The sequence below is a fragment of the Leptospira abararensis genome, from assembly GCF_016918735.1.
Classification (GTDB): Bacteria; Spirochaetota; Leptospiria; order Leptospirales; family Leptospiraceae; genus Leptospira_A; species Leptospira_A abararensis.
Window position 1 is genome coordinate 266,601 of sequence record NZ_JAFFPR010000050.1, and the last position, 26,560, is coordinate 293,160.

The window sequence follows — 26,560 nt, forward strand, 5'->3', positions numbered from 1 at the left end:
ACCTAACCGATTTTGAAATCTACAATGGAATCTATAAAATTGAATCATTATGTCCCTTTATTTCAGCCTATCTTTTCCGTGGAGGAGCAGACGGTGGTTGCTTATGAATCACTGGGCCGGATTCGCGAAGAAAGTGGAAAGTTAATTTCGATTCCAGAGTTTAGTGATCCACATGTTTCAGCCCATCGAATGAGTGTCATAGATAGGCAATTACTTAGCATTGCACTGACCAAAATTCAACCAACAAATGATTTATTGTTTGTGAACATGTCTCCAGACCAAGTCATCTTGGAATATGAAGAAAGCCGTTCTAATTCATTGCCAATTTCTGATTTAGTAAATAGTTATGGGATTCCATTAAATCGAATTGTGATTGAGATCACTGAAAAATCAGGAAGTTATGGGACTGATGTTTTGGCTGCTGGTGTGGAACTGCTCCGAGAACAAGGGTTTGGAATTGCATTGGACGACGTTGGATCTGAGTCTTCCAACTTAGAACGATTAGGTGCCATTAAACCTGATATCATTAAAATTGATTTGAATTTATTAAAAAAATCCATCGAAAAGAGGGAATACCAATCTATCTTAGAATATTTAAAACAAATTTCACTAAGTATTGGATCTCAGTTATTATTTGAAGGAATTGAAACAGAAGAAGAGCTGTATCGTGCCATCAGTTCTGGAGCAAGTCTTTTACAGGGATATTTTTTAGGCAGACCTTCCGAACTAAATCAAGAAAAACAAAGTATTTGTGATACAGTGGTACCGCATTTACAATTATATCATGAAAGGAAACGTAAAGAAGTCGCAACAGAGATTGAATTTGAAAAACAAATCAAATTAAAACTCAATACAATAAATTTAAAAACAATCAAATTGGATAATCGAGTGATCATTGATCCAAATTCTTTCTTTAAAATCGATTCCCAAGTTAAAAGAGTTTATGTGACTGATTGGTTGGGCACACAAGTTTCACCATATTATGAAAGGACTAGTGAGATGGGTTTTACTGAAAACCTACAGTTGATTCAGAAAAATTGGTCTTATATGCCATTTTTTTATAAACATGTAAAACAAGTTTTTAGAGATTCTGAAAATTGGCAGGTCAGTGATCCATATTGGGATAAAGCGTTAAAAAAGAATGTAATAGTTTTCTCGCGGGTGAATGAACTAGGTTATTCTTTTTTTGTAGATATAACTTTAGATTAAAAGCAAAGTCAGCATGTAAATCAGTAAAATTTCGGATGTTTCCAGAAATTTAGAGCAGGATGTGGAACAAATTAGATTCCTATCTTAAGAGTTATTGACTTTGAGTGACTCTTAAAATAGGATTTGTTTTTTTGGAGAACATTTATGTTTCAAATCAAATCGCAGCTGCTAAACGTTTTAGGGATAATCTTCCTTAGTTTTTGCATATTCAATTGTTCTAATGCAAAATTAGAACCTGGTCAAATTGTAGACCAACACGGAAAAACTATCGTCCAAATTCCCGAACCTGGCTCAAATCCTACCAGTCAAAAGGAAATCAAAAGTCCGATTCCACTTTTATTGGCTGATGGAAAGTTGAATATTTCTGGTTGGTCGAGATTCCCTCATTTTCAAATCAACGAATCTTTTATTAAAGCCGATCCGAAACGATACAAACGTTGGGAACATTACACCTTTTATAATGAAAAGTTTGGTGGAGCTGTGACCATCACTGACATTGGAAACTTAGCAATGGGTAGCATTGAACTTTTAGAATTCGCTACGGGCAAAATTCTTTTTTCAAAAACAGAACTAGTGAGACCAGGAGAAATATTTTTTCCAACCAATACTACCGATCCGATCGAATTCAAAAAAGGAGATCAGTTCATTCGAATCACTAAATTAAAAGAAAAAAGAATCATAGAATACTCCATCGTTGGTGATTCTAGTTCTGAATTTATTAAGGGAAATTTTGAGTTAGAAGAAAAAGCACCAGAAGCTCTGGCGGTCATCACTCCTTTTTCTGAATCTACATTTTTTTATGAATATAAAATGCCTAGTTTACTTTGTAAAGGATCCATCCAATACAACAACATAACTTACAAATTTGATGACAAAAGTTATGCGGTGCTTGATTGGGGTAGAGGTACATGGCCAGAAAAAAACAAATGGCTTTGGGCGGCGGGTGCTGGTTTTGTGCAAGGGGAATTACTCAGTTTGAATTTGGGATATGGTTTTGGAATTCCAAACAATGCGACAGAGAATGGAATTGTTTATAAAGGAAAAGTTCATAAACTTGATAAAGTCACTTGGAAGTATGATGTTACCGATTACAAAAAACCTTGGAAGTTTATTAGCAACGAAGGTCGTTTGGAATTGGAGTTTACCCCCGTTTATCTTTTGCATTCAGACATTGATTTAATGGGAATGATTGGATTTTTAAAACAATTGTATCAAAACTTCACTTTCTCAGAAATTTTAGACCTATTGAAAACCGAAGCCTATTTGAACAAAGCTTTTGGTCATTACAACGGTTATGTAGTATTGGACAATGGGACTAAATTAGAAGTAAAAAACCTTGCTGGTTTTGCAGAACAAATGTACCAGCAGTGGTAAATTAACGTTCATAATTCCTAAGAGTATCTAATCTGATTGTGCTTAAAATCACAATCAGAGTGATTGTGGCTCCCGCAGTGATGACTGCCGTTGCAATAGGAACTTTTACAAGCAACAGTCCAGATAATAATCCAGATACTGCAGGTACCACTTGGCTTGTGATTGTATACAAACTCACAAGCCTTCCTCTATATTCTGTGGTCACTTCTGATTGGAGAATGGCAACGATGAGACTAATGCTTGCCCCGGCACCAAACCCACTAAAAAGTAAAAATAAAACGGATACCCATACGATCGTACTAAATCCAATTCCAAAAAATCCCAAACCACAAAATAAACCAGCAAGGAGTATCATTTTCCCATAACCAATTATTTTTGCCAGTTTTAACGACACTCCACCTCCGACTAACAGAGCTAAGGCAAGTGCTCCTAAAAAGAAGCCACGTTCCAATTCTCCTAATTCCAAAACTCCTTTTGCAAACCGTGGCATCATAACTTGGACTGGCCCCATAGAACAATAGATCACAATGGAAAAAAGTAAGGTTTGTTTGAGGAGTGGATGGTTTTTTGCATAAGATACCCCTCTCAAAATTCGATCCCATGCCGATGAGGATTTTCCAAGACCTTCTGTTTGGATTCCGATAAGTAGGATCATCGCAATCAGAAAGAGTGTAGCTCCCGTTTGGTGAACCATTTCCCAAGAATTAATCTTTCGACAAAAGGCAAGGATAGGTGGTGCGGCACCAAATCCAAGCATCACAAGGATATTGAAGACAACGGCCAACTTAACTTGTCGTTCTCCCGCAAGTCTTCCGAGTAGGGACATACGAGCTGGTGCAAGGACCGACCAGCCGACTCCGGCAAAGGCAGCACCTAATAGATAGATGATAACAGAAAGTTCACCTTCCATCCGTGAGGATAAATGTAACAAACCTAAAGAACCTAAAAAGGATAAATGGGCAGCTTGTGCCAATTTTTGGGGAGAATGAGAATCACACCAAGCACCTGCAAACCAACCAAGGATAAGCGGAACTCCAAAACACAAACCAAATCCTAAACCTGCAAGTGCATCCGCATTCCAGACGTCTTGTGCATATAAAATAACACTATAGTTGGTTAGGTGACCTGCCAAAAACCCGAAAAAAGATGCGGCTAAAAATCTAATGATTTGGCCTTGGTTATAGTTTTCTTTTGCATTCATTTTGATTGTTTGATTTCCATAAGTGTCGGTTGCCCATCTTCAATATGCCAACTGGGAAAAGCCCCATTGCAGGAATAAGCCTTTCCATCTGGTCCAAATTCTACATCTCGAGTAAAGGTAACTTTTCGGCTCATGGGATACACTTTCCATTCTTCGGTTTTGATATCCATTGCCATGAGATTGTCTGAGGAAGTACCATTCACCCAAACAAGATGCCTTTGCCGGTCTACGTTGAGAGAGTAGGGTGTTTCGACACCATCCACTGCTGTGGGTAGTGGATACATTTTGAATTTTCCATCTTCCGGTGTGTATTTTGCAATAGAACCTTCAGGAAAAGCAGAGATCCAAATATGATTCTCTTTATCAATTCGCAGTCGTCTTGGTCCTTGGAAAGGAGTTTCTATCAATTGAAAACTATCATCTTTGGGATTGATCACCCCAATCGTATCCGCATGTAAACGAGTAAACCATACATTTCCGTTAGGTGCGATATCAATGCCATAAGGAAGTGGCATTCCACTTACCCTTTCATCCACAGGTAACAGATGCATGGGGAATCCCCAGTTCATCAATTTCACAATGAACCCACTGATCCACAAACTAAAACTTTCTTTCGTGGTTCTTGCGGGAAGAGTATAATTTTTGAATGTATTTTTTTTACGATCAAACATCCCTACTTGATTAGAAAGTGCCAACGTAAACCAAACTCGATCCTCTTCGTCAATACGAACAGTATGAGGATACAATCCATCGGCAAACATATGGTCAGTAAATTTTTTTGTCACTGGATCAAATTCAGTGATTCGTTTTTGTAAAGACGGTGTGATGAATATATGTCCATCCACCGGTGACTCTGCTAGGGAATGTAGACCGACATAGGTTTCATGTTTTTGGAAGGAACGTAACCTTCCCGGTAATAGGCCTCCGAGTTCGTCGTCTGGTTGTTTCGGAACTTTATATACTACCGTTTTACCTGTGTTAGTATCTATTTCCCAAAGTCTGTCTTGGATATTGTCACCCACATAGACTAGGCCAGTTTTTTTATGATACAAAAGGTCATGCATCTGAGAAAAACTATCCCCCATCGGCCATTCCCGAATCACTGCTCCATGTAATTCTTTTCCCCAGATACGCCCTGGTTTCACACGTTCTGGATGTTTGAGTAAATCTACATAAGCATGCGAAAGAAGGCCTGGGAGCTTTTTTTTGGCTTTGCCATGAGGTCTTGCTCCATACCCCATCATACGATTGATGATCTCTTCCCAATCTCCTTCTGTAAAAGCCCGACGCATAAAAAAACTTCCCTGTTGGTGACAAAACCCGCATTGTTCGAGATAGGTTTTTCTTAAATCCTTATCTTCCCCAAAATCTAAAGCAGCTACCCAACTATTGGAAGGGTATTGGCTAACAAGTGCATTCATATCCACTACCTTCTCCATCCGAAAGGACTGACTCGATCCAGAAGGAAAGGTTCGAAGGTTTTGGTCTTTGAATCCAATTTTACGCAAACGAACAATCACAGAGGGCGCATAGGAAAAGGGAACTTGCACACGTCCATTGGGATTAGTAAACATAGTCACTTCTGGTGTGATGGTAAAAACTAAACCTTCGGGTGGATACCCATGATCATCTCTGGGAGCCACTTGTGGTTTTTCGGCTTTGACCGTGACCATAACCAAATCCAAAGGTTTTCCTGATGCATCTTTCACTTCAATCTCAATGGCAATTAACGGTAAATAGGTGAAGAGTATTAAAAAGAGAAATAGTTTAGTTTTCATAGTAGCGAACTCCTTTGGCTTTTAAGTATAAAATGAATGTTTCTTTGGATGTGAATTTTGGTGTGTGTCCAAATTCACCTTTCAGTTGTTTGTTGGATAAAACAGGCCGATAACGTAAAAAATCGATTTGGTCGGGACCATATTGTGTCAGTCGGAACATCCGCAAAAGGAAAAGTGTCGATTGTAAAATCAATGCGGGAATGGCAATGTAAGGTTTACCAATCATAGAACTAATTTCTTTCAAAGTGAGTGCTCCATCCCCTGCCAGATTGAATTGTCCTTCTTTTATTTCTGAAATTCCTTTTGCGATGATTTGAATTACATCTTCATCCCAAATGAATACAAAGGGGCTTTTGTGTCCCAATATCCCCAGAACAAATGGCTTTCGGAACATATCAGTAATTAGGTTGTTCACTGTAGCCCCTAAGATGGTTCCTGGTCTTAGAATTAATTGTTTTAAACCAGGGTGGTGAGTGCGGTATTCCGAAAGAATTTCTTCTACTTCTTTTTTGTGCCTAGAGTAAACAAAAGCAGAGTGCCCACGGATGGGATCTGTTTCTTCAATCCAATCTCGATTGTCTTTATGATACCCGTAAGCCGCACCAGAACTGGTGATGATGATTTGTTCTGTATTGGCTAAAATCGCACCGTCTAACACATTCCTTGTGCCCTCTACATCAATTTTATGTTGGATTTCCTCGCTCATCCCAGGTGGTGGGTTTAAGATGGAAGCTAAGTGAACAATGGAATTTGGTTTCCAATTTTGAATTACCTTTACTACCTCATCACGATTACTAATGTCTAAAATTTGAAATTCTAGATTGGATACATGGTCCAATCCGTTTAGAGGTTTGATATCGGTTGTCAAAATTTTCCAATGGGGATAGGTTTTTGTTATATGTTGGATTAGCGAGGTGCCAATGTATCCGGCACCACCAGTGATTAAAACTCTCAACTTAATTTCCTTCGATCGGTGAGAACTTTCGCCAATACAGAACCAGCAACAATCCCGAAACAATATGCCAAATTCCCCAAAATGCCGCCACCAAAGCCATGTTTGGTTCCGCTTGGAACTGTGTCAGAATTAGGCCAAGGGCAAGGCCGGAGTTTTGCATTCCGACTTCAATGGTGATGGCACGACGATTGTAAGGGTCTTGTCGAAAAACTCTAGCGATCAAATTTCCAATCGTAAGAGCAACCAAATTATGAAAGACAACGATAAGGAAAATAAATCCTATATTGTCTAAAAAGACTTTCCAGTTTCCACCAACAGCCACAACTACAAACACAAGAAAGGCAATCGAAGAAATTCGTTTGAAAAATGGAGTGATTTTATGGGCCACTTTTGTTGCAAAATTACCAATCGCCATTCCAAGGGCCAAAGGAAATAAAAGTAGGATCACAAGTCCTTTAATGATGGCAAGATTATCGATATGAAGTTCTCCTGTTCCAGAAATTAAGGCTTGGGTAACAGGATTCAAATTTGCCGTAATGGTAAAGTTAAGTGGTAAAGTGATGATGGCAAAAGCACTGGAGACAGCGGTCATACTCACAGAAAGAGCAGTATTTCCATGTGCCAAATGAGTAATGATATTGGATAAGTTACCTCCGGGGCTTGCAGCAACTAACAACATCCCCAGTTCAATTCCTGCAGGTAAGTCGAGAACCAAAGTAAGGAGAAGTGTGATCCAAGGTAAAAAAATAGTCTGACCAATGAGACCAGCTAGTACAGAAATAGGACGTTGTAGTACCGCTTTAAAAGCAATGAATCGAAGTTCCAATGCAACACCGAAAATCATCAGTGCCAATACAAGACCTAAAACGATTTGATAGTCGTTATTATAATTCATCCTCATTGATTCCTTTAGAACAAAACGTATTTAATAAAGAACACACCTTAGATAAAAAGATGGTTCGCAGGACGTTATCTTCTTCTAATGAAAATTGGGTTCTATCTTTTTTTGAGGGAAACGAATGAGGAAGGGAAGTTATTTCTGAACACTAACTTCTTTTCCAAGGGGATCATCATCCTAAACTAAGTTGAGATCCTTACAAAATTCACAAAAGGATAGCGAATTTATCCTTTTGTGAAAGGAATTTTAATTCAAATCAAAATCAGGAGTAATTAAAACCCAGAAGCTGTGATTGCAGATTTCGCACAAGGGTTGTTATTCGGATCACAAGTAAACATCTTAAAAGTAAACAAGTCCCTTCCGCAAGGGTCCTACAATTGGAACTGGTCGCAAATCCCCTTCAATTTGTCTGCTGTATTGGAAAGATTTTTTGCCGAGGAAGACATCTCTTCAGCACCGGCAGCTGTATTGATGGTATGTTCATTGATTTGGGTGATCACATCAGTAATCTCCCTTACAGCACCCCTTTGTTCGTCGGCCGCAACTTTGATTTGGTCTGATTCGCCTTTGACAATCCCAGAGTTTTCCAAAACTGATTGGTTAATCTCTGCTTGAGAACCCATGATGTTATAGAGGGAATCCATGGCTCGGGAAACGTCATTGATACTTTTAATGATTTCTTGGATCAGCGAAGTCGAGGACTGGATACTCTTGGCACCGCCATCTAATTCTTTTGAGTTTTTGCCTATCATTTCTGAAATCGATTTGATAGAAGAGGCAGTTCGGATAGAAAGTTTGGATATCTCTTCGGCTACCACAGCAAATCCTCTCCCCGCATCCCCAGCACGAGCGGCTTCAATCGCTGCATTTAGTGCCAAAAGTTGTGTTTGATCGGAAATTTCATTGATGATCGCTATGATTGCCTTCATCTCATCCGATGATTTTAAGATATTGTTAATCATATCATTCATACCAGTAAGAGATTGTTCGCCTTCTTTTGCTTGGCTTGAGATCGATTTCATTCGATTGAGGGTTTGATTGATTTCGTCTGCAACTTGTTTTACACTATTCGCTAACTCTTGAATTTTAATTTGAAATTGGGAGATGTTATTGTGTTGGATATCTATGGAACCAGTGATGTTTTCCATACTTGCAGACATTTCTTCTACAGTTGCTGACATCTGTTCGGTGGAAGCTGCTGTTGCCTGAGCACCTCCAGAAAAACTATCAGAACTTGAGGAGAGTTCTCCCGCACTGGAGGCAAGTTCTTGCGATATAAACTGAATCTCCGATACAATTTTTCTAAGACTTTGTAAAAAGAAATTTGTATCTCCACTGAGCTCGCCAATTTCATCATCGTGTGTAATATTTAAAGTTTGGCTCAGGTCCCCTGCAGACATTTTTTTGAAAAGATCACGAAGGCCAGCAATGGGTTTTAGTCTTTGTGTGATGAGTCGAGAAAGTGCATAAATGGAAATACTCAAAATGACAACAGCAAAGATTCCAATTTTTAACAACATATCGTGAACAACTGTTAGAATTTCTCCTTTGGATGCAATGGTCGCCAACCGAATATTGTATTGGTTTAGATCAAACACAGTTGCAATCTTTTCTTTGCCGAAAAAATATTCCATGTGTTCATCTGATTTTAATTGGAGTAACTTTTTTCCCCAGTCTAGTTTTTGGAGATCCAGTTTTAAGATTAAAGATTTATCAGGATGTCCAATGACTTGTCCTTCTCTGTCTGTGATGGCAACAAAACCTTCTTTTCCAATTCGAACATCTTTTACAAATTCATCTGTTAGGTGGTTTAAAGAAATCGCAAAAGCAAAGATAGCAACCACTTTTTTGCCTTGGAATACAGGCATGGTTAAGACCGCAACGGGTTCCTGAGTGACAGGGGAACGATTCACCTTACTTAGGAGAGGTTTTCCCTGGAGAACGGCTTTGATGTTTTCGTTGAAGCCTGTGTTTCCCCAACGAAAACCAATGGCTTTCCCCGTTGCATCGGAAAAAACAATTGGGTTTTCTTCTGCAGTGGATAAAAAAACATTTTCATAGATTCCAAATTTTTGACTTAAATTGGCAAGGAGTGGGTCTAGGTACTTACGATCTTTTTTGATGCAACGTTCTGCAAATTCTGGATTAGTGGCATTCAATTCGGCCAAGAGAAATTGTTGGTCAAAAAAATTCTGAATCTGTTTTCCTGATAACCTTGCGACGTTTTTCATCTCTCCAATATAGGCATCAACAATGTAGGTTTTGCCAATGATGTATGCAAATGAGGAGATCCCTAAAGTGAGTATCATAATTACGACAACACTCAGGGTCACGATCACAGTCTTAAGGCTATTTAATTTCATTTCATCCTGTCCTAGCAAAAACAAATAGAATCATATGTGATGATTCGTGGATAGGATTTGTCAAACCACATATTTGGAGGATTCGAATGAAATCTTTGTTTATACCATTTTTATTGGTTAGGTCTTATTATCAAATCAAGGGCGGTTTTTTTTCCGTACGAACCCTAATGAAAACGTTTGGGAATGGCTACCGAATCAGATCCAACAAGAGTCATCCTGATTCTTTTTCTCTTACCTATTTTCCTTACGGATGACCAACTTCAGCCCGGACCAAACTTCGTCGACAGCACAAACTTTAATATCAACAAGTCCTAAACTTAAGGCAAAGTCCCTGATCAGATTTTCATTCATATCGGAAGGAATTTTTGAGGTTTTCTTTGGCCAAGAGATCCAGATCATACCTGTCGGTTTGATCTGTCCGATGAGTTTTGGTAATTTTTGTTGAAACTCTTTTGAGGATATCGTAAAGAAATGAATCATATCCAATCCAGGTTTTGGTTTGTCTAGGATTTGAATATTCTTTGGAAAAGTTCCCCAATCCTTAATAAAGTTTTTGGAGGGAAGATTGATCAAGTGAAGGATCATATTTTCTTTGATTCCCAGTTTTTCCACAAGTGATTTTCCTGAATACCCGGCTGCCATCAATCTCTCCTATGATTCTAAAGTCTTTTATAGAATCGGCAAAATACTGTTAGTTTATAAATTTAAAACCACAACAACTTTTAAGTTTTACTAAGAACGGAATGTCCACCAAACAGAAAAAAATTATATTGACTATGTTATCGGAATATTCAGAATTCTGTCATGAAATTTTCTCAAATTCTATCTAGTATTCTTTCCTTTGTAGTTTTAATCTTCACGATTCATTGCTCCAAAAAAACAGAATATATCCCTTTAACGGAACCTCATTCTTTGATTGTGTATACCAATGCCGATTTTGAAATTATTAACTTAGAAGACAAAAAAACTGCGATCAAAAAATTCACAAACTATCGTGGAGTCATTGAAGTGGAGGGTTTACACAGGTTCATTCCCCAAAAAGACAACGATAAGGAATTGTATTACTTTCAAATTAAATGTTTGAGTGAATGGAAATGCCCCGAAGGAAAAGCAATTCTTTCCAGGGGATCTTTTCTGATGAATCCGAAATTCTCTTACGGTGAAAATCCTTCGTATGGTTCGAATGGATATTTCATCCTCCAATCCAGTGTTAAATCTGCTGCGGAAACTTTAAATTTTTTAACACAAAATGATGCAGAGGTTCCGATTTCTGGATTTAATAAAGATGTATTCAAGGATTGGATCAAGGTAAATGAAACCACTGGCGAAGATTCCTTTGTTAGTTTGTATTATTTATTTGAAACTTGGAAAAATAAAACTTTTGATCCTGAATTTCAAAAGGTATTAAAGAAAACACATAAAAGTTTAAAGTTTTTAAGTGAACAAACTGACCCCTCTGAAATTGAATCCTTTATCGCAAGTCATCCTATAGACCCAGAAATTTTAAATGAACCAAAAATTCAATCGGCCTACTTAAATTTTACAAACCGACATTTGGATACTTTCTTTCATATCGAAAGAAGTAATAAGGAAATATCCAATCAATTCGAAACATTTGCCGAAGTTCCCTACTTACAAGAGTTAGCCTTTCAAAAAATAATGGAATCGGGAGAATTTGTATTTGAACCCCTGCCTCCAGAAGAAGTGGTAGCGAATGCAGAAACAATTACCTTAACCAAAAAGAATTGGACGCTCACCTTTAAAAAACCACGACAAGTCCAATTGAAATTTGGATTTGTTCCCAATGTAGAATGGATTATTAAAAAAATTCAATCAGTGCCTAGTGAGGAATTTCTTTCGTTTAAATTGATAGCTGAGAATGGAAACGAGTTTCATATAAAATCAAAACAACTTCCAAAAGTTTTTGATGGTGCAGAAAAAATGAAAGAGTTTTCGGCGACACTTCCCAAAAAAGCCATAGAGATCATCGATAAATTTGCTTCTAGTTCAGCAAAAGAAGCTGGTGTTTATTTGGCATTGAAGTTTGGTAAAGGTGGTTATGATCCTATCAAAAACCTATATGAATATACAATCGATGATCCGGCAATTATTCATTATTATTTCAAAAATAATAAAATCATCAAAGCAGATAAATCGGAAATTTCAGGAGACTTGAGCTACCGATTAGGCGATGAATATTCAACATACATCTTTGATACTTGGTACCAAAAGTATAACAAAGAGAAAAAGGAATATACTGTCTTTTTAAATTATACCTATTCTTCTTGCGGTTGTGATTGTTTCGAGGAAAAATCTGTAGACAACCAGTGTTGGACTGCAGGTGAGATGATCAAAATTCGTTTTCCCGGACATACGATCTTAAACAATGATTTTTCAGAAGCTAGAGTCGAATTTGAAAAACCTAAATCCTCTCTTTGCAATGAACCTTTGAATGAATAAAGGACAGTCAATTTATAGACATAATTAATCTTTCTCTAGACCTGTTCTAAATCCTTCTTCCCACGGAGGATTTAGAATCCAAATAGCTAACACCTTTTCTAAAAATTCAAATTTCCTTTAAAAAATCAAAAAAATACAGATCGTTTCTTAAAGTTTTGATCGTAGATGAATGGAGACCAATAAAATATTGCACCTAATCGCTATTCTGGTGATTTCAATGAATTGAGGGTATTTAGTGTTAACAATTGCAGATCTTTGGAAACAAGGGAAAATCATAATCAACAGAATCAGATTTGGATTGGTTCTTTTATTCCTTCTGGCTATGATCGGGGCAAAAGACGAATTCCAACCAAAGATGTTTGTGATCCATATGGTGGGAACTTGCACCATGGGTTTCTATTGTGCGGTGGCTTATTTCTTAGAAAGAAAAACAAATCCTCCTACTTGGTTTCACAAACTTTTAATTTTATTAGATACTTTGGTTCTTGGTGGAACCATCATAATGGATTGTACTCTCAGTTTAAAAGAGGCTCAGGCCGCTTTGGCAAACGCAGTAGTCTATTTTATCTTTTTCTTCAATGCTATTTATTCCGGATTTTTAGGCGATCGTAAGTTTGTATTGTTGAATTCCTTTATAGGGGCAATAACTTCTGCAATCGCTCTGTATTGTGCAGTTACTATTGGTGGAATCAAACTTTCTGTAGATCCTGAGTTGTCTCGTCAATTGGGTTACGTTGGTTTGGCTGGTGAAGTGATGAAACCAATTTTTATTATGATCGCTGGTTACATTGTGAGTTTGTTAGTTCAGCTACTAACAAAAATTAGTACGCTTGCGCAAATCAAGGCTGACGAAGCAGAACTTCTATTGGATCAAACTAAAGAACGAAATAAGATTTCTGCCAACGCTGCAGTAAAACTAGAAAGTTCTATTACTAATTTTAGTAACTTTGTCTCACAAACATCTCTGAAACTAGAATCGCAAGCGGCTTCCTTAGAAGAAATCACAGCTGTCATTTCCGAATTTTCCAGTTCTTTTGAATCCAATGGATCTTCCATTGAGGAACAAAACAACAAAGTGCAAGGAATGGTATCAGATACAGAGATACTAAAAGAAACTGTAGACCAAATCCTTGTTCAAAGTGAACGTTTGGTAGAAATAGCTGAGATCAATAAAAAGGAAAGTATGTCCGTTACCGAAGTTGCTGATCAAACAGCGGCCCATTTAGAAGCCATCCAATCTTCCTTTGACCAAGTTAATGAGATCAATAACATCGTTGCAGAAATTGGTGAAAAGACAAACTTACTTGCGTTAAATGCATCCATTGAGGCTGCAAGAGCCGGTGATGTAGGAAAAGGATTTGCCGTTGTCGCAAACGAGGTGAGTAAACTTGCCGAGTTTACAAAAAACAACGTGAAACGAATTTCCATAGTTGTCAAAAGTTCCAAAGAAATCATAGCCAATGCTAGAAATGCATCCAAGAGCACCGGTGAATTGGCAAAATCTCAAATTGATCGATTGAACCAGACATTGTTTGAAATCCAAGATATGAATCGTTTGTATATAGAACAAAGAAACACGTTATCTGCTATTTTACTAGAACTAGGACAAATTCGAGAACTCTCCAAACAAATTTCTGAATCCACCAAAGAACAGTTACTTGGTCAAAAAGAAGCATCCAAAGGAATTGTCCAACTAGAAATGGAGGTCAACGAAATCAGCCGTGCCTCCAAAGATCTAGAAGAACATATTGAAATGATCAAAGGTGAAGCCAATAAATTGGCATCCATGAGCCAGAGTTAGTTCTTTGCTCTGGCCTTTTCTGCCTTAACCCTCTTTTAAAAAGTTTAGGATTTCTTCTTTAACACTCTCGGTTCGCAAAATCATTTTGTGACCGAGTCCTTTGGTTTTTACTAATTTAGATATTTTCCACGCCTTCGAAACAGCAAAACCCATCGAAAACGGAATCTCCAAGTCGTCTTCATCGTGAATGACAAGTAGCGAGTTATTAAACTTGGGACCCGCCGCTTCTAAATCCAAACTGCTTAATGGTTGTTTGACTTTTCGTTCTAAAACCCCACGCATGGATTCTTGTTCTTCTATAGTCAATTGATAGTATTCGCTGAAAGTTTTTCTTAAGATTTCCAATCGTAAGGGTGGTGCAATATAAACTAACTTGTCGGCACTGACACCTAATTCTTGTGCTACGGTTGCAACTGCCCCACCAAAAGAATGTGTGATGATAAAATTCGGATTACCAATTTCTCCAACAAGCCTACGCACCATCTTCGCCGAAAGAACAATGTTGGAATACCGGCCAGAGGAAAATCCATGCCCCGGTAAATCGATTCCGAAAACATTGTAACCTTCTTCCAATAGTGCAGGTACAATCCTTGAAAAATTTCCAGTATTTCCATTCCAACCATGAATAAGGAGAACGGTTTCTCCCTCCCCCTTCCAGTGAAAGTATTGGATGCGATGTTCTTTCTCTTGAAATTCTTTTTGTTCTGCCAGTCCCAATACATCCATTTCTTTACGCGATGGTTTTTGTTTCTGTGTAGATAGAAAATACTGAGCGGCTACATAACCAAAAAACATTGGTTTTTTTCTGGCAAAGGCCCATTTTTCTTCCATGGGAATGGGGTAGGCTCTATTTAAAGTACGAACGATCGTGCTACTTGTTTTCATCACTATATCCTTTTTATTAGGTTTGTCTCAACTATTTTCATATTGGTTTCGTTTGATTAATTCGTTAAAACTTTGTTTGGTTCTTTTTTCGCAATTTTTGTCTTCTAAAAGTCTGTTGTAAAAATGAAAAGATAAGATTAGACCCCAAATTTCTTGTACCATCTTATCGACATTTGTATTTGCATCTAATTCTAAAGTGTCTTTTGCATCTTGAACAAATTGTTTTAGAGTTTTTTGCCAACTGAGTTGGGTTTTTTTTAAATGGTCTCTGACAACTCCTGGCCTATCATCAAATTCCGAACTAGAAGATAAAAACAAACAGCCACCAGGCAAACTATCTGTATCTGCCCATGACAACCACATATGAAAGGCAGTTTTCAGTCTCTGTAATCCTGGTTTGGTTTTGAGAGATGGATAGACAACATTTCTTCGAAAGAGTTCACTTCCCACTCTTAGCACTTCGATTTGAAGATTTTCTTTAGAGGCAAATTTGGCAAAGAGTCCACTTTTGGACATCCCCAATTCGTCGGCCAAGGCTCCAATGGTGAGTCCTTGCAATCCATGGACACTCGCCACCTGGACTGCCTTTTCCAAAATCATTGATTTTGTATCCTCACCCTTACTCATAAATAAAAGTACGACCGTTCGTTTAATTCTGTAAAGTACTTTTTAACGTATGGATCTCGAATTTTGAATTATTTTTTGACTTGAGTTTGCTAAGGTTTTGTTAGAATCGTGGCCTATGCAGCAGTACACATTTAACAAATATTTTGCTAAAAAGAGTTTTTTGAAAATCTTTGGTGGTGAAATTCGTATCTTTGATGAATCTAAAAGTAACCTTTTATTTTTTGTAAAACAGAAAGCCTTCAAATTAAAAGAAGATATTTCCGTTTATGCCGATGAAACAAAAACTAAAGAACTATTAAAGATAAAAGCTCGTAGCATGATTGATTTTTCTGCTATTTATGATGTTATCGATGTTTCGACAAACCAAACGATGGGAGCTCTCCGCAGAAAAGGTTTTAAATCTATATTAAAAGACTCTTGGGAAATATTGGACACAAAAGACCAAGTGATTGGTTCTATTGATGAAGACAGTGTATTTAAGGCAATTCTCCGAAGGTTTTTAACGAATTTAATTCCCCAAACTTTTTTTATTTCACTAGGTAACAAACAAGTGGGATTACTGAAACAAACCTTTAATCCATTTGTCCCACAATTCAATATTGATTTTTCCTTAGATGCAACAAATGCATTGGATAGGAAACTAGGAATAGCCATTGTGATTCTATTACAAATCATTGAAGGAAGACAAAGTTAGTATCTGGAAAGGTATTTAATTTACTCCCTTATGCTAAGCGTTAAGGATCCAGAGGGCTTGGTCACCTGCCATCGTTAGATGGTGGGTGACGGGAGCGTAAGCGCACCCCGGAGGAGCCTGGCCCTGATTTCGAAGAATGCCTACTGTTAGTAGAGATTGGGAACGCACTAAAGAAGAATCACTATTTGCTTGAGTTTTTTAATTTTTCATTTCCATAATTGCATCTCACCAAATTCAATGAAAAACGAAAAGGAAACATCTTTTTGGAGATACAATGGCACCAAAAAAAGAAAGTGAGTTTACTTCCATTATACGTTCTTTAAGGCAAGGTGGACGTGAATCTGAGGTTGAAACTCGCCTTGTAGTACCCTTGATCCATCACCTTGGTTATTCAGGTGAGAATTTTAAAGACAAAGTGACTTTGAAAGGAGTTGGCGAAGCAGACTTTGTTTGTTATGTGGATCAGATACCTTACCTAACGATAGAGGCAAAATCAAATACAGTCAATTTATCTGATCCCAGCGCAAAGTCCTATTTAGATGCAAAGTTTCAACTCTTCGCCTATATGAAGTCAGATGGTTTGTCTAATGTTCCGTACGGACTTCTTATCAATGGAAAAAATGTTCAGGTGTTCCAAAGGAAAAACAAAGTTATTTTTCCCCTCACTGAAATTCTTAATTTAGAAAATGGAACTGATAAAACAATATCACTTCTTAAAAAAATTTTAAAAAAACCATCGAGTTATCAGAATCAAAAAAAACCCCTCATTGTATCAATTTATAATAATAAAGGCGGAGTGGGTAAAACGGTAACAACCGGGAATTTTGCAGGTGTACTTTCTGAAAAAGGAAAAAATGTTCTCCTCATCGATTTAGACCCTCAACAAAGGGACCTTACAGATTCATTTAAATTAGAAGTTAAAAAAAATGATACACCAACCAGTATTTTTGATATTTTGCTTGGGAAAGAAATTAAGGGCGGAATCAATACGATTCGTATTAGAAAAAATCTTCATATCATTAAAGGGGATGAACGTTTTGATAGTTCCGCCCATGCGACAAAAGCAATAACACAAACAATGATTAAAAAATTTCGAAAACTTTTAGATATGTTTGGCACAAAAGGAAATTTTGATTATATACTTATCGATTGCCCAACTAACTGGAGTTTCTTTAGCAAAATTGGAGTCTCTGTTTCGGATGCTGTTTTAATACCGGTGAATTATCAGGCAGCCCAGGCCATTCATAATGCTGTGCAAGTTTTAGATAAGTTTATTCCGGAAGTTTGGTTAGAGAGAAAGGGTAGTGGGCCTGAAGTTTTACCAATTTTATTTAACAATGCATACACGGACCCTACAAGTAAAAAACATTTTGACAATGTTCGAAAGGATGAAATTCGCAAGTTAACCAAAGACAAATGGTATGCGCATCTTTTTGATGAAGTTATAGAAATTAGACACCATCATGAAATCGCAACGTCTTTGTTTTTACATATGGATCAAAATGGACCTTCGCCCTATACATTAAAGAACAAACAAACAAAGATTTTCAAAGAGTATGAAGAGATTTTGGAAACAATTTTTGGGAGTTGAAAAATTTCGAATGGGTCGAATTTAATTTGAGATTATACCATTTACATACTCTTCAAGCCTTGAAGTCCAGTAGTGGGCTAGATTTTTCGCAAATCCTTCAATTATATTCGTAGATACTTGATTGTCATACAAAAAGGTTAGCTCAGAAATTTCTGGATGGTTTGTGCTAATCGTAAAATTGTATTCTTGAAAATTAAATTGAACATTACTTTGTAGAGTTAAATTGACTCCCTTTGCATCGTGTTTATATCCAGTTAATTTTATATTAATTGTAATGTTAGTTGGATATTTATCTTTATTTTCTTTATAAAATTCTTCAATTTCCTTTTTAAAGAGACCAATACTTTTAAAAGTATAGGTTTGAGAATTGTTTACTTTAGAGATAATTTCATATGAAATGTCTAAAAAGAACTCTTTCATTTTAAATAAATATTTATTTATCAAAGAGTCAATGAATGGAATGAATGTTTCTTTCATGGCCAAATAAACGTTATCAGAATTTCTTTTTACTTTTACAGAATTTCTTTTTTCTTCACTAATTTGTCCGAGTAGTAATTTCAATCGTTTGTCGAGATCATCCTCATCTTCAATTGATTCTCCCTTGGCACCTCGTATCATTAATTCTAAAGAGTGTATTAATTGTTTACCGATGTATTCGATAAATGAATTCAAATCACCACCATCGGCTTGTCTAAGTGCTCGGTAGTAATTTTCCTTATCTTCTGTTTTGATAATTACAGGAGGGTAACCTTTCATCATCAAAATTAAATTCATAAGGATACGCGCCATTCTGCCATTTCCATCATCAAATGGATGGATACGTATGAAGGTATCATGAAAAGTTGCAGATAATATTAATGGATGGATTTCATCGTTGTTTTGATTTTTCTCAAACCAATGGAGCAAATTTTCCATCTCTATTGGGACAAGGTGAGGTTCTGTAAAGTAAAACCTTTCCCCAGTTGCAGTCAAAACATGATTGGGTTGAGTTTTGTATTTACCTGGAAAGATTTGTTTCGTTGTTTCCAGTCCATCTAAAGTCATTGCTTTTATGGTGTATGGTTCTCTTAAGATCAATTGATGGAAAGTACGGATTCTATGTTCTGTGAGTTGAACATTGCCTTTTACAATTTCTTCCAACTCTAAGATGGCTTCATTGTGTCCTTGGATTTCAAGGTGGTCTTTTAATGGTTTTCCGGAGGCTGTATTTCCATGTAATAAAAATGTTTTGGTTTCTCCGAAAGTGAGTGAATTACCTTCGATGGCATTGGAATGATAGTTCCAATCCAACCGAAATTTTTGTTTGATTTTTGCCATTGTCTCGTTAGGGATAGGACGGAGTGCATCGACTTGCGATTTTAATTCCGAGATTTTGGTTAAATCTTCACTTAACATTTACAGATTATTTTAAGAAATGAATGTAAGTTTGTAAATGAATTAAATAGGAACCTTTTCTTCGTGTTTTGATTTCATTAAAAAAAAATTTGTAAAATCAACGGATGTATGGCAAACAAAGACGAAATGATACAAAAGAAATAATTATCCAAGAATCGGCTGAATCTGACCAATCCAATCCCACTACATCCTCCCCTCCTACCCAATTCTTTTATAAAATGTTTCCGTTGCCTTAGCCTCTTCCCCTTCTGGTGAAACATTAAATGCCGTCAAAGAAAATTCTTTATCGCTAATGAATTGAATCTCGGTCCTCCAACCCCAAAGTTTGTCACCATACTCTGGGTTTCCGTAAGAACCTGTTACAGAAAAACCGTTCTCAGTGGCAACACCACTGGACAACATGATTTGTGTTCCCATATGAAAGCTATCAATCCAAGAACTTGTAAATTTTTGGTAGGGGATGTCATAACCAGCAATCATCTTTCCCACGAATGGTTTTCCATCCAAACTACTCTGATAATCGATAGAAATAAACCTACCTTCTAATAAACTAGTAATCGATGTTTGTGTATCAGATTCATCCGCCAGAACATCCTTTTCAAACCAGGTTTTGGTTTTTCCGCTCCAATTGCCGATTAAACTTTGTAATTGGTTGTGAGATCCGTTCTCTAATGATTCTTCGAATTTGCTTTTTGACATCTAGTAAACCTGCTAACGTAAGATATTAAATTACTCTTTTCCTATGGGAACATAACGAAGGATGATTCCACCAGTAGTAAGGGGGTTTGTTTCCAGTAATTTGAGTTTTTGATAAGGAAGTCCCTCGTGGAATAGGAGTCTACCATTTCCTAAAAATACCGGAGCAAGGCATAGACGATATTCATCAAATAGATCTGCCTTCATCAAAGATTCAGAAAGGTTGCCGCTACCAAAAACAAACATATTTCCATTGCCTTCCTGTTTTATTTTAGAAATTTCCGATACAGCATCTTTTACAATGCTCGTATGATTCCAGTCGGCTCTAATCAGGGTTGAGGAACATACAACTTTGGGGATGGCATTCATGAATTTAGCGACTTCGCCTTCTTCTTCTTTTGCGTTAGTCCAGTAATCAGCCATACCTTTGTAAGTTGTTGCACCAAATACTAACATATCGGCGGATCTCAACTGGACGAGGCTGAATTCTTCAAGTTCTTTGCCCCATACAAGTTCATGAAAACTCAAGTCCCAGTTTTTTGTACCCTCAAAATAACCTTCTTGGGTGATCACATTCCACATGATCAATTTTCTCATATTTCTTCCCTCTACATGACATTAGAAAAAACCAAATCTATCCTATTTAGAAAACAGATTCTCAAGTTGCATCAAGAGAATTATTTTTAATTGAATATAACTTCTGAGAAAATTAAAGGAAAATATAAAAATCAACGGAAGATTGAATCATGGTTTTGTAATAAACTTTTTTTGCGTTAAGGATCCAGAGGGCTTGGTCACCTGCCATCGTTAGATGGTAGGGGACGGGAGCGTTTAGCGGACCCCGTAGGAGCCTGCCCCGTTACGTAAAAAAGTAATTATGTAAAGAGATGGGGAACGCCAAATAAAAAAATTCAAGAAGAGTGAGGAAGGTTTTCTTTTTAAATATAAGCCTGAAATAATAAATTTAAATTTTATACTATATTAATGAATCAAAAATAGTTGAGATAAAAAATGATGATTCAAGAACCCGGCATGGGAATCCGGGCGAAACTGAATTCTGTAACTACATTTTCACTGGTGAAATGCATCTTGATTTTTTTGTTCGAAGCTTTTGATGAGTTTTAAAGCAAATGTCCTCCCGATACTTCGATGTCTTGTGCTGTTACCCATCCAAAATCATCTGAAAGTAAATTCACAATTACTTTGCCGATGTCTTCGGGTAAACCAATTCTTCCAAGAGCCGTTTGCTCAGCCAAAGGTTTTATAAATTCTGGATACTTATCAAAAACTCCATCTCCAAAATTACTGTGAGTGGGGCCAGGGGATACAGCATTCACTCTGATTTTGCGAGGCGCTAGTTCGTTGGCTAAGTAACGGGTCCAAGAAGATAGAGCTGCTTTGAGTGATCCGTAAATGGAATATCCCACAAAAGACTTGTTACTTGATGAGCTTGAAGTGTTGATGATGGCGCCGTTATCTTCCATAAATCTAAGAAGTTTTTGTGTTAGGAATAGAGGGCCTTTGTAGTTTGTATTTAAAATTTGTTCAAAGTATTCTTCGGTCAAATCTGCGAATGTCATCGGCCCACCAACTCCACCGTTATTGACTAAATAATCGAAAGTGGTGCGATTCCAAATTTTAGATAATTGGGTTTTTACTTCTTCGGTAAACTTATCAAAAGTTTCCTTCTTTGTAAGATCTAATTTTAAAGCTATGGCTTTTCCTTCTGAAATTTTTTCAATCTCATGAACGACCTCTTCTGCTCTGTCTTTATAAGAATTGTAAGTGAGGATCACACCAACTCCTCGTTTGGCGAGAGTTAGAGCTGTTGCTTTGCCGATTCCATTACTTCCACCTGTTACTATTGCTATTTTCATAAAATCTCCTAAGATTTTTGTTTTCTTGGTTATTACCATAGCGGAAATAAGAAAATTTCACAAGATCGGATCATACCTTTCTATTGCCTAAAACTACCGATCTTCTATTTTTAGATGAGATTTTTATTAAAAAAAGATGATTATTAAAAATCATTAAATGCCTAAAAGGCTCATTTGTGATAGAATGAAATAGTGAAAGAGATACTGAGTGAGATCATTGGACTTATGGGAGAGGCTACAACAGAGCCAACGAAGACCGAACTGCCACGAGTGCTTATCATCAAAGGGGAAGTTCCAAAACACCAACTGGCTGCCATCTATGAACCGATCATTGGACTTGTTCTGCAAGGAAGTAAAACCATATCCATCGGTACACAGGTGATTCAGCTTAAGGCACCTTCTTACTTTGTAATCCCAACGGAAATGCCTGCAACAGGTTTCGTAAAACAAGGGACAAATGGACGTCCTTATATGTCTCTCGGAATTCAGTTGGATCGAAACATATTATTAGATTTGCTTAAAGATATTCCATCTAACAATTCTGATCTAAAAATTGGTTCGAGTGAATTTTCTGCATGTCCCGCCACGCAAGGATTTTTGGAAGGCTGTCTTCGAATGTTAAGACTCCTTAAAACTCCAGAACACATTCCGGCTCTGGCACCTGTGTATGAAAGGGAAATATTATATCATGTGCTGATTGGTCCTGATGGATGGAGGCTCCGACAACTCTTTCAATCACGTGATAAAGAATCGAACATTCACCAAGCAATTCAATGGGTGCGTCAAAATTTTATTGATTCTTTTGAGATCGAACAACTAGCGAACAGAGCTTGTATGGGTGTTACTACATTTCACCGTCAGTTTAAATCGATCACTGGTTTAAGCCCCATTCAATTCCAAAAACAATTAAGATTACTCGAAGCACGAAAACTTTTGACGTTTAGTAGTTACTCTGTCAGCGACGCTGCGTTAGATGTCGGTTACGAAAGTGTATCTCAATTCAATAGGGAATACTCTCGTTTTTTTGGAGCCTCTCCGGCTCGTGATACTAAACTATTAAAAGAGATGGGGATATAGTGAATTAAGTAATAAGATGTTGTAAATTATATTTATAATTTAATGTTATACTTATGAAATCGGAAATAGTAGAAATTGATCAAAAAATTGTCATTGGTATGAAATTAGAAATGTCTCTAGTGGAGAATCAAACACAATCATTGTGGCAAAAGTTTATTCCAAAATCAAAAGATATTCCAAATCGATTGGACTCCAATTTAATTTCAATGGCAGTTTATTCTCCTGGTTACTTTCAGAGTTTTAATCCATCCAACAGATTTATAAAATGGGCAGGAGTCGAGGTGAGTGACGCTTCTGATAAGGCAACATTATCCGCTGATTTAGAAATAATGAAAATTCCATCAGGCCTTTATGTTCGATTTTTGTATCAAGGTTTACCAAGTGATGCCGGCCCTTTTTACCAATCAATATTTCAAGAATGGATTCCTAACTCGGGGTATAGGTTGGATCACCGTCCTCATTTTGAAGTGATGGGAGACAAATACAGAAATAACGATCAGAGTTCTGAAGAGATGATTTTTATTCCAGTAATGAAGTGATAATGCATCATAACAAATAGTTGATTGATCTAAAGCCATGCAGCTTGGAAATCTTATTGGTAACAATCGATTTCTTAGTTGCTTCAAATTTCTATTTGGATACAATGAACTGATGCGTTTCTTGCTTTTAGTTTTCCTCTTTTTCCAATGCACACAAGCAGACCTGAACAACCAAAGTGAATTTGGGACAGATTCATTTTGGAAAACGCAATCGATCCTTTGTCTGACAGGACAAAGTTCTGCCTGTAACACTGAGGTTCCCGTTTGCACCACTTGTCGGTTTTTGCAGTGGTGGAATTTCCGAACACATAGATTGGATTTTAAAGTCTAACACTTCTTATACTAGGGCTGCTGATTCTGCAACGTTTGCAGTTACCAATAGTGTTGGAATTTTCAATTCACAGTTGGTGCATGTGGATACTACACCCCTCACCAATACCTTAACCGGTCTTGCAACGGGGTTGGACGACTCGCACGAGTAACCATTGCAATCGTGGGACGGATGGAACAGGAACAGGCAATGCTGGTGTTGCTGCAAGTAGCGTTTCTTTTTTCACTTCTACATTAGGAGATTGTAGTGCTGCCTCTGTTATCGTATGTGTAGAACAGTAAAACCACCAAATAGAAAATCCATTGTCTTTTTTTTAAATAATTCTACCAACTATAATCGAGATCTTCGATACAGGCATCAGAATCAACTTAGGAGGGATTGACATTCTATGGATCAAGATAGCGAAATTCCCATCAAATCGTTTTCTTCTCAAAATAAATGGAGGGAATGGCTTAAGGTAAATTATTCCCATTTTCATAATGGTATTTGGTTACAAATTTATAAAAAAGATTCAGGTAAAAAAACTATAACCTATGATGAGGCACTAGATGAAGCACTTTGTTTTGGCTGGATAGATAGCCAGAAAAAAACATATGATGAAAAATCTTGGCTTCAAAAATTTACTCCACGCAGACCAAGAAGCATATGGTCAAAACGAAATAGAGAACGAGTTAATTCGCTTATCAAAGAAAAACGAATGCAACCCTCTGGATTAAAAGAAATAGAGACGGCAAAAAAAGATGGTAGATGGGATAAGGCTTATGATTCTCCCAGCAAAATGGAAATCCCTTCAGATTTTTTAACTATAATAGCAAAAGACAAACATACATACGAATTTTTTAAAACATTGAATAAAACAAACCTATATGCAATTGCTTGGAGACTACAAACTGCAAAAACTCAAGAGACCAGAGAAAAACGAATGAACGCCCTTCTAGAAATGATGAAGAATCGAAAAAAAATACATTAAACTTCTAAAAGAAATTAGTCGAATTTCTGGCATTAACACTCCAGATTTGTTACTTTTTGAAACTAGAAGTTGGGTTACTCTTCAAACAATGTACTAAGGTTCTTTCTGTTTAAAAAATTCATCTTAAAAAAACACCTAATATTGTTTTTGTGAAGATGATAAAAGTTGAGATTTAATAGCATTTTTTGAGAAATCAGGCTTGCCAATTGAGTTCGGACACATAGATATGCTTCTATGTCTTCCTCATCGAAACAATCCCTCTATCATCGATTTTTAGGTTTTTATTTTCGCCTACTTTGTATACTTGCTGTTGATTTGATTGTAACAAACATAAACGGACAGGTACTGGGTCTGACGAGTATGTATGAAAAACCCCTTGTAACCTTGATTGGCATGGGTGTGATCCTTTTGCTCTTTTTCTTTTTGTTCTCCATAATTGATAGGCTAACAAAGTTTGTTTTAAAAGTAACTGTTGAAATGGGTAATCTTTTGGTTTTTCGTAAAACGGCCGTCTTTCTTATCTTATGCGGGATTTCATTTGGAATCTACATGTGTTATTATCATACTTGGTTCGGTGTTTGGCCTAAGATTAAAATTGCTTCTTTTATTTGATGAAATCATAATTAGATTCAATTATTTAATCAATGATTCTGATTGAATAAAATTTCTTTATATTTATCAGTTATATCCCAATCACCTTTACCGTCTGGTTTCATAATAAAAGCTTCGCCTCCTTTTGCCCACCAAACTAAAGTTTTGTCATCTGTATAACGAATTCCGGACGCAGCCATTCCTTGATTTAAAGTGATCGGTTGGTGATTCGGAATATTTACGGTCACTGAATATATGCCTTCCTCTTTTGTCGGATTATGGTAAACTGCCGTAATTTTTTGGCCATTTTCAGCTTGGTAAACTACCTCTATGTTTTCGTAAGCAGGTGTACAATAGAGAGAGATTAGACAAATAGCTGTCGTTATAGTAATGTTAAATATAGAGATAATTTTCAAGTTGTTAGGTGTTTTCAATGTCACTCAGTCTCAGGCATCCTGCCTAGAACTTCCTCCGCAGATTATTTGTTAGATGATTATGAGAATATAGAATTGATATTTTAAGATGAATTATAGTAAACTTTTGCTAGTAACCCAGTGGAGGCGTTTGTTTCGAACAGCACCCATGGATGGGTGCGGGCCGGAGCTCTGGCCATGGAGGGCCAGGCGAACGCGAGAAGCGAATGCCGTAACTTTGGAGACGCCGGGAGTCGGTCTCCGGTGCCTTCCCATCCAGGTCAGGCAACCTCCGACCCGTCCTGCTCGAGGTCTCAGGCATCCTGCCTTCGACAGAAACAGCTTCACGCTCCCTATGGGTCGCTACTGTTTCTGACTCTCGCAGTCGTTCGACTCCCATCGTAAATCTTTTGTTAGATGAAAAAAAAATGGATATTAAGTGGAAAAAAACTTTGGAGACGCCGGGAGTCGAACCCGGGTCCTATCGTCCTCAAATGCAGCTTCTACACGTTTAGTTTGCAAATAAATTTCGGAAAGACTTACCCTACAAACGGGGGACTAATTCCTATCCTACTTAGAGTTCAATTCGGCCCGAAGCGGGCGACAGATCCGAAAGGTCCTTAGAGAGGTGTCGGTTTCTTGGCCACCTAAGGAAACAGCCATGGAAACCGTAGAGCTTAAAACTAAGCTGCTAGAGCAAATTCGTTATTTGCAGTTATTGTTTTGAAGGTTTTTAAGAGGACCCTCACCCCTACGTGCCACTGAACCCAAGCCAACAACAGTCGAAACCAATGTCGTCCCCAATTCTTACTACTTAGACGAGTAAAACACGAGA

The 26,560-nt window shown here is 37.2% G+C and carries 24 protein-coding genes and 1 other RNA gene; 11 read left to right on the forward strand and 14 right to left on the reverse strand.

The genetic code is table 11. The features are described 5' to 3' along the window. The first annotated feature begins 24 nt into the window (after positions 1–24). Positions 25–1,209, forward strand: coding sequence for an EAL domain-containing protein (locus JWG40_RS14875; protein ID WP_205286554.1), 1,185 nt, complete (start codon positions 25–27; stop codon positions 1,207–1,209). Between the two features lie 144 nt (positions 1,210–1,353). Continuing rightward, positions 1,354–2,583 carry a DUF2804 domain-containing protein gene (locus JWG40_RS14880; RefSeq protein WP_205286555.1) on the forward strand — a complete coding sequence of 410 codons (1,230 nt, stop codon included), beginning with the start codon at positions 1,354–1,356 and terminating at the stop codon, positions 2,581–2,583. Between the two features lies 1 nt (position 2,584). Here JWG40_RS14880 and JWG40_RS14885 read toward each other — a convergent pair whose 3' ends face one another. The 6 genes from JWG40_RS14885 to JWG40_RS14910 form a co-directional block, all read right to left on the reverse strand. Then, entirely contained in the window at positions 2,585–3,784 is a 1,200-nt protein-coding gene (locus tag JWG40_RS14885) for an MFS transporter (protein WP_205286556.1), read from the reverse strand. Next, positions 3,781–5,562: a Vgb family protein gene (locus JWG40_RS14890; protein ID WP_205286557.1), complete on the reverse strand. Its 1,782-nt coding sequence runs from the start codon at positions 5,560–5,562 to the stop codon at positions 3,781–3,783. Before JWG40_RS14890 ends, JWG40_RS14885 begins: the two co-directional genes overlap by 4 nt. Next, positions 5,552–6,517: an NAD-dependent epimerase/dehydratase family protein gene (locus tag JWG40_RS14895; RefSeq protein WP_205286558.1), complete on the reverse strand. Its 966-nt coding sequence runs from the start codon at positions 6,515–6,517 to the stop codon at positions 5,552–5,554. Before JWG40_RS14895 ends, JWG40_RS14890 begins: the two co-directional genes overlap by 11 nt. 1 nt (position 6,518) lies before the next feature. Next, the gene (locus JWG40_RS14900) at positions 6,519–7,412 is read right to left on the reverse strand and encodes a bile acid:sodium symporter family protein (RefSeq protein ID WP_205286559.1); all 894 of its coding nucleotides are present in this window, start codon (positions 7,410–7,412) and stop codon (positions 6,519–6,521) included. Between the two features lie 374 nt (positions 7,413–7,786). After that, a complete protein-coding gene (locus JWG40_RS14905; RefSeq protein WP_205286560.1) occupies positions 7,787–9,778 on the reverse strand; it encodes a methyl-accepting chemotaxis protein in 1,992 nt (663 codons plus the stop codon). 231 nt (positions 9,779–10,009) lie between these two features. Continuing rightward, positions 10,010–10,420, reverse strand: coding sequence for a DUF3052 family protein (locus tag JWG40_RS14910; RefSeq protein WP_205286561.1), 411 nt, complete (start codon positions 10,418–10,420; stop codon positions 10,010–10,012). 162 nt (positions 10,421–10,582) lie between these two features. Here JWG40_RS14910 and JWG40_RS14915 point away from each other — a divergent pair, with 162 nt between their 5' ends. Next, a complete protein-coding gene (locus tag JWG40_RS14915) occupies positions 10,583–12,238 on the forward strand; it encodes a hypothetical protein (protein WP_205286562.1) in 1,656 nt (551 codons plus the stop codon). A gap of 235 nt (positions 12,239–12,473) precedes the next feature. After that, positions 12,474–14,039 carry a methyl-accepting chemotaxis protein gene (locus tag JWG40_RS20095; protein WP_205286563.1) on the forward strand — a complete coding sequence of 522 codons (1,566 nt, stop codon included), beginning with the start codon at positions 12,474–12,476 and terminating at the stop codon, positions 14,037–14,039. Between the two features lie 24 nt (positions 14,040–14,063). Here the strand turns inward: JWG40_RS20095 and JWG40_RS14925 are convergent, their stop codons facing one another. Both JWG40_RS14925 and JWG40_RS14930 read right to left on the reverse strand, forming a co-directional pair. Then, positions 14,064–14,924: an alpha/beta hydrolase gene (locus tag JWG40_RS14925; protein WP_205286564.1), complete on the reverse strand. Its 861-nt coding sequence runs from the start codon at positions 14,922–14,924 to the stop codon at positions 14,064–14,066. 27 nt (positions 14,925–14,951) lie between these two features. Beyond that, positions 14,952–15,551 (reverse strand): TetR/AcrR family transcriptional regulator, encoded by a 600-nt coding sequence (locus JWG40_RS14930; protein ID WP_205286565.1) that lies wholly within the window; start codon positions 15,549–15,551, stop codon positions 14,952–14,954. Between the two features lie 115 nt (positions 15,552–15,666). On the opposite strand from JWG40_RS14930, the gene JWG40_RS14935 reads away from it, so the two are divergent. Further along, positions 15,667–16,245 carry an LURP-one-related family protein gene (locus tag JWG40_RS14935; RefSeq protein ID WP_205286566.1) on the forward strand — a complete coding sequence of 193 codons (579 nt, stop codon included), beginning with the start codon at positions 15,667–15,669 and terminating at the stop codon, positions 16,243–16,245. A 274-nt stretch (positions 16,246–16,519) separates the two neighbouring features. Beyond that, positions 16,520–17,836 carry an AAA family ATPase gene (locus tag JWG40_RS14940; protein WP_205286567.1) on the forward strand — a complete coding sequence of 439 codons (1,317 nt, stop codon included), beginning with the start codon at positions 16,520–16,522 and terminating at the stop codon, positions 17,834–17,836. Positions 17,837–17,857: 21 nt separating this feature from the next. On the opposite strand, the gene JWG40_RS14945 is transcribed toward JWG40_RS14940, so the two are convergent. The 4 genes from JWG40_RS14945 to JWG40_RS14960 form a co-directional block, all read right to left on the reverse strand. After that, on the reverse strand, positions 17,858–19,231 hold the full coding sequence (locus JWG40_RS14945; RefSeq protein WP_205286568.1) for a Fic family protein: 1,374 nt from the start codon (positions 19,229–19,231) through the stop codon (positions 17,858–17,860). Positions 19,232–19,429: 198 nt separating this feature from the next. After that, positions 19,430–19,930 carry a DUF1579 domain-containing protein gene (locus JWG40_RS14950; protein WP_205286569.1) on the reverse strand — a complete coding sequence of 167 codons (501 nt, stop codon included), beginning with the start codon at positions 19,928–19,930 and terminating at the stop codon, positions 19,430–19,432. Positions 19,931–19,960: 30 nt separating this feature from the next. After that, positions 19,961–20,524: a dihydrofolate reductase family protein gene (locus tag JWG40_RS14955; protein WP_205286570.1), complete on the reverse strand. Its 564-nt coding sequence runs from the start codon at positions 20,522–20,524 to the stop codon at positions 19,961–19,963. Positions 20,525–21,048: 524 nt separating this feature from the next. After that, positions 21,049–21,804 carry an SDR family NAD(P)-dependent oxidoreductase gene (locus tag JWG40_RS14960; protein WP_205286571.1) on the reverse strand — a complete coding sequence of 252 codons (756 nt, stop codon included), beginning with the start codon at positions 21,802–21,804 and terminating at the stop codon, positions 21,049–21,051. Positions 21,805–21,996: 192 nt separating this feature from the next. Between JWG40_RS14960 and JWG40_RS14965 the strand changes: the two genes are divergently transcribed. From JWG40_RS14965 to JWG40_RS14985, 5 genes are all read left to right on the forward strand, one after another. Continuing rightward, complete coding sequence (locus JWG40_RS14965; RefSeq protein ID WP_205286572.1) at positions 21,997–22,881, forward strand: AraC family transcriptional regulator; 885 nt, start codon at positions 21,997–21,999, stop codon at positions 22,879–22,881. A 53-nt stretch (positions 22,882–22,934) separates the two neighbouring features. Next, entirely contained in the window at positions 22,935–23,420 is a 486-nt protein-coding gene (locus tag JWG40_RS14970; protein ID WP_205286573.1) for a GyrI-like domain-containing protein, read from the forward strand. Between the two features lie 317 nt (positions 23,421–23,737). Further along, positions 23,738–23,902, forward strand: a complete 165-nt coding sequence (locus JWG40_RS19955) for a DUF1554 domain-containing protein (protein WP_332470886.1) — start codon at positions 23,738–23,740, stop codon at positions 23,900–23,902. Between the two features lie 237 nt (positions 23,903–24,139). Continuing rightward, positions 24,140–24,721, forward strand: a complete 582-nt coding sequence (locus JWG40_RS14980; RefSeq protein WP_205286574.1) for a YdeI/OmpD-associated family protein — start codon at positions 24,140–24,142, stop codon at positions 24,719–24,721. Positions 24,722–24,955: 234 nt separating this feature from the next. Further along, entirely contained in the window at positions 24,956–25,333 is a 378-nt protein-coding gene (locus tag JWG40_RS14985; RefSeq protein ID WP_205286575.1) for a hypothetical protein, read from the forward strand. A gap of 29 nt (positions 25,334–25,362) precedes the next feature. Here JWG40_RS14985 and JWG40_RS14990 read toward each other — a convergent pair whose 3' ends face one another. Together JWG40_RS14990 and ssrA are read right to left on the reverse strand one after the other, a co-directional pair. Then, positions 25,363–25,746 (reverse strand): MliC family protein, encoded by a 384-nt coding sequence (locus JWG40_RS14990; protein ID WP_205286576.1) that lies wholly within the window; start codon positions 25,744–25,746, stop codon positions 25,363–25,365. A 431-nt stretch (positions 25,747–26,177) separates the two neighbouring features. Further along, positions 26,178–26,527, reverse strand: a transfer-messenger RNA (tmRNA) gene (ssrA, locus tag JWG40_RS14995). Positions 26,528–26,560: the final 33 nt, after the last annotated feature.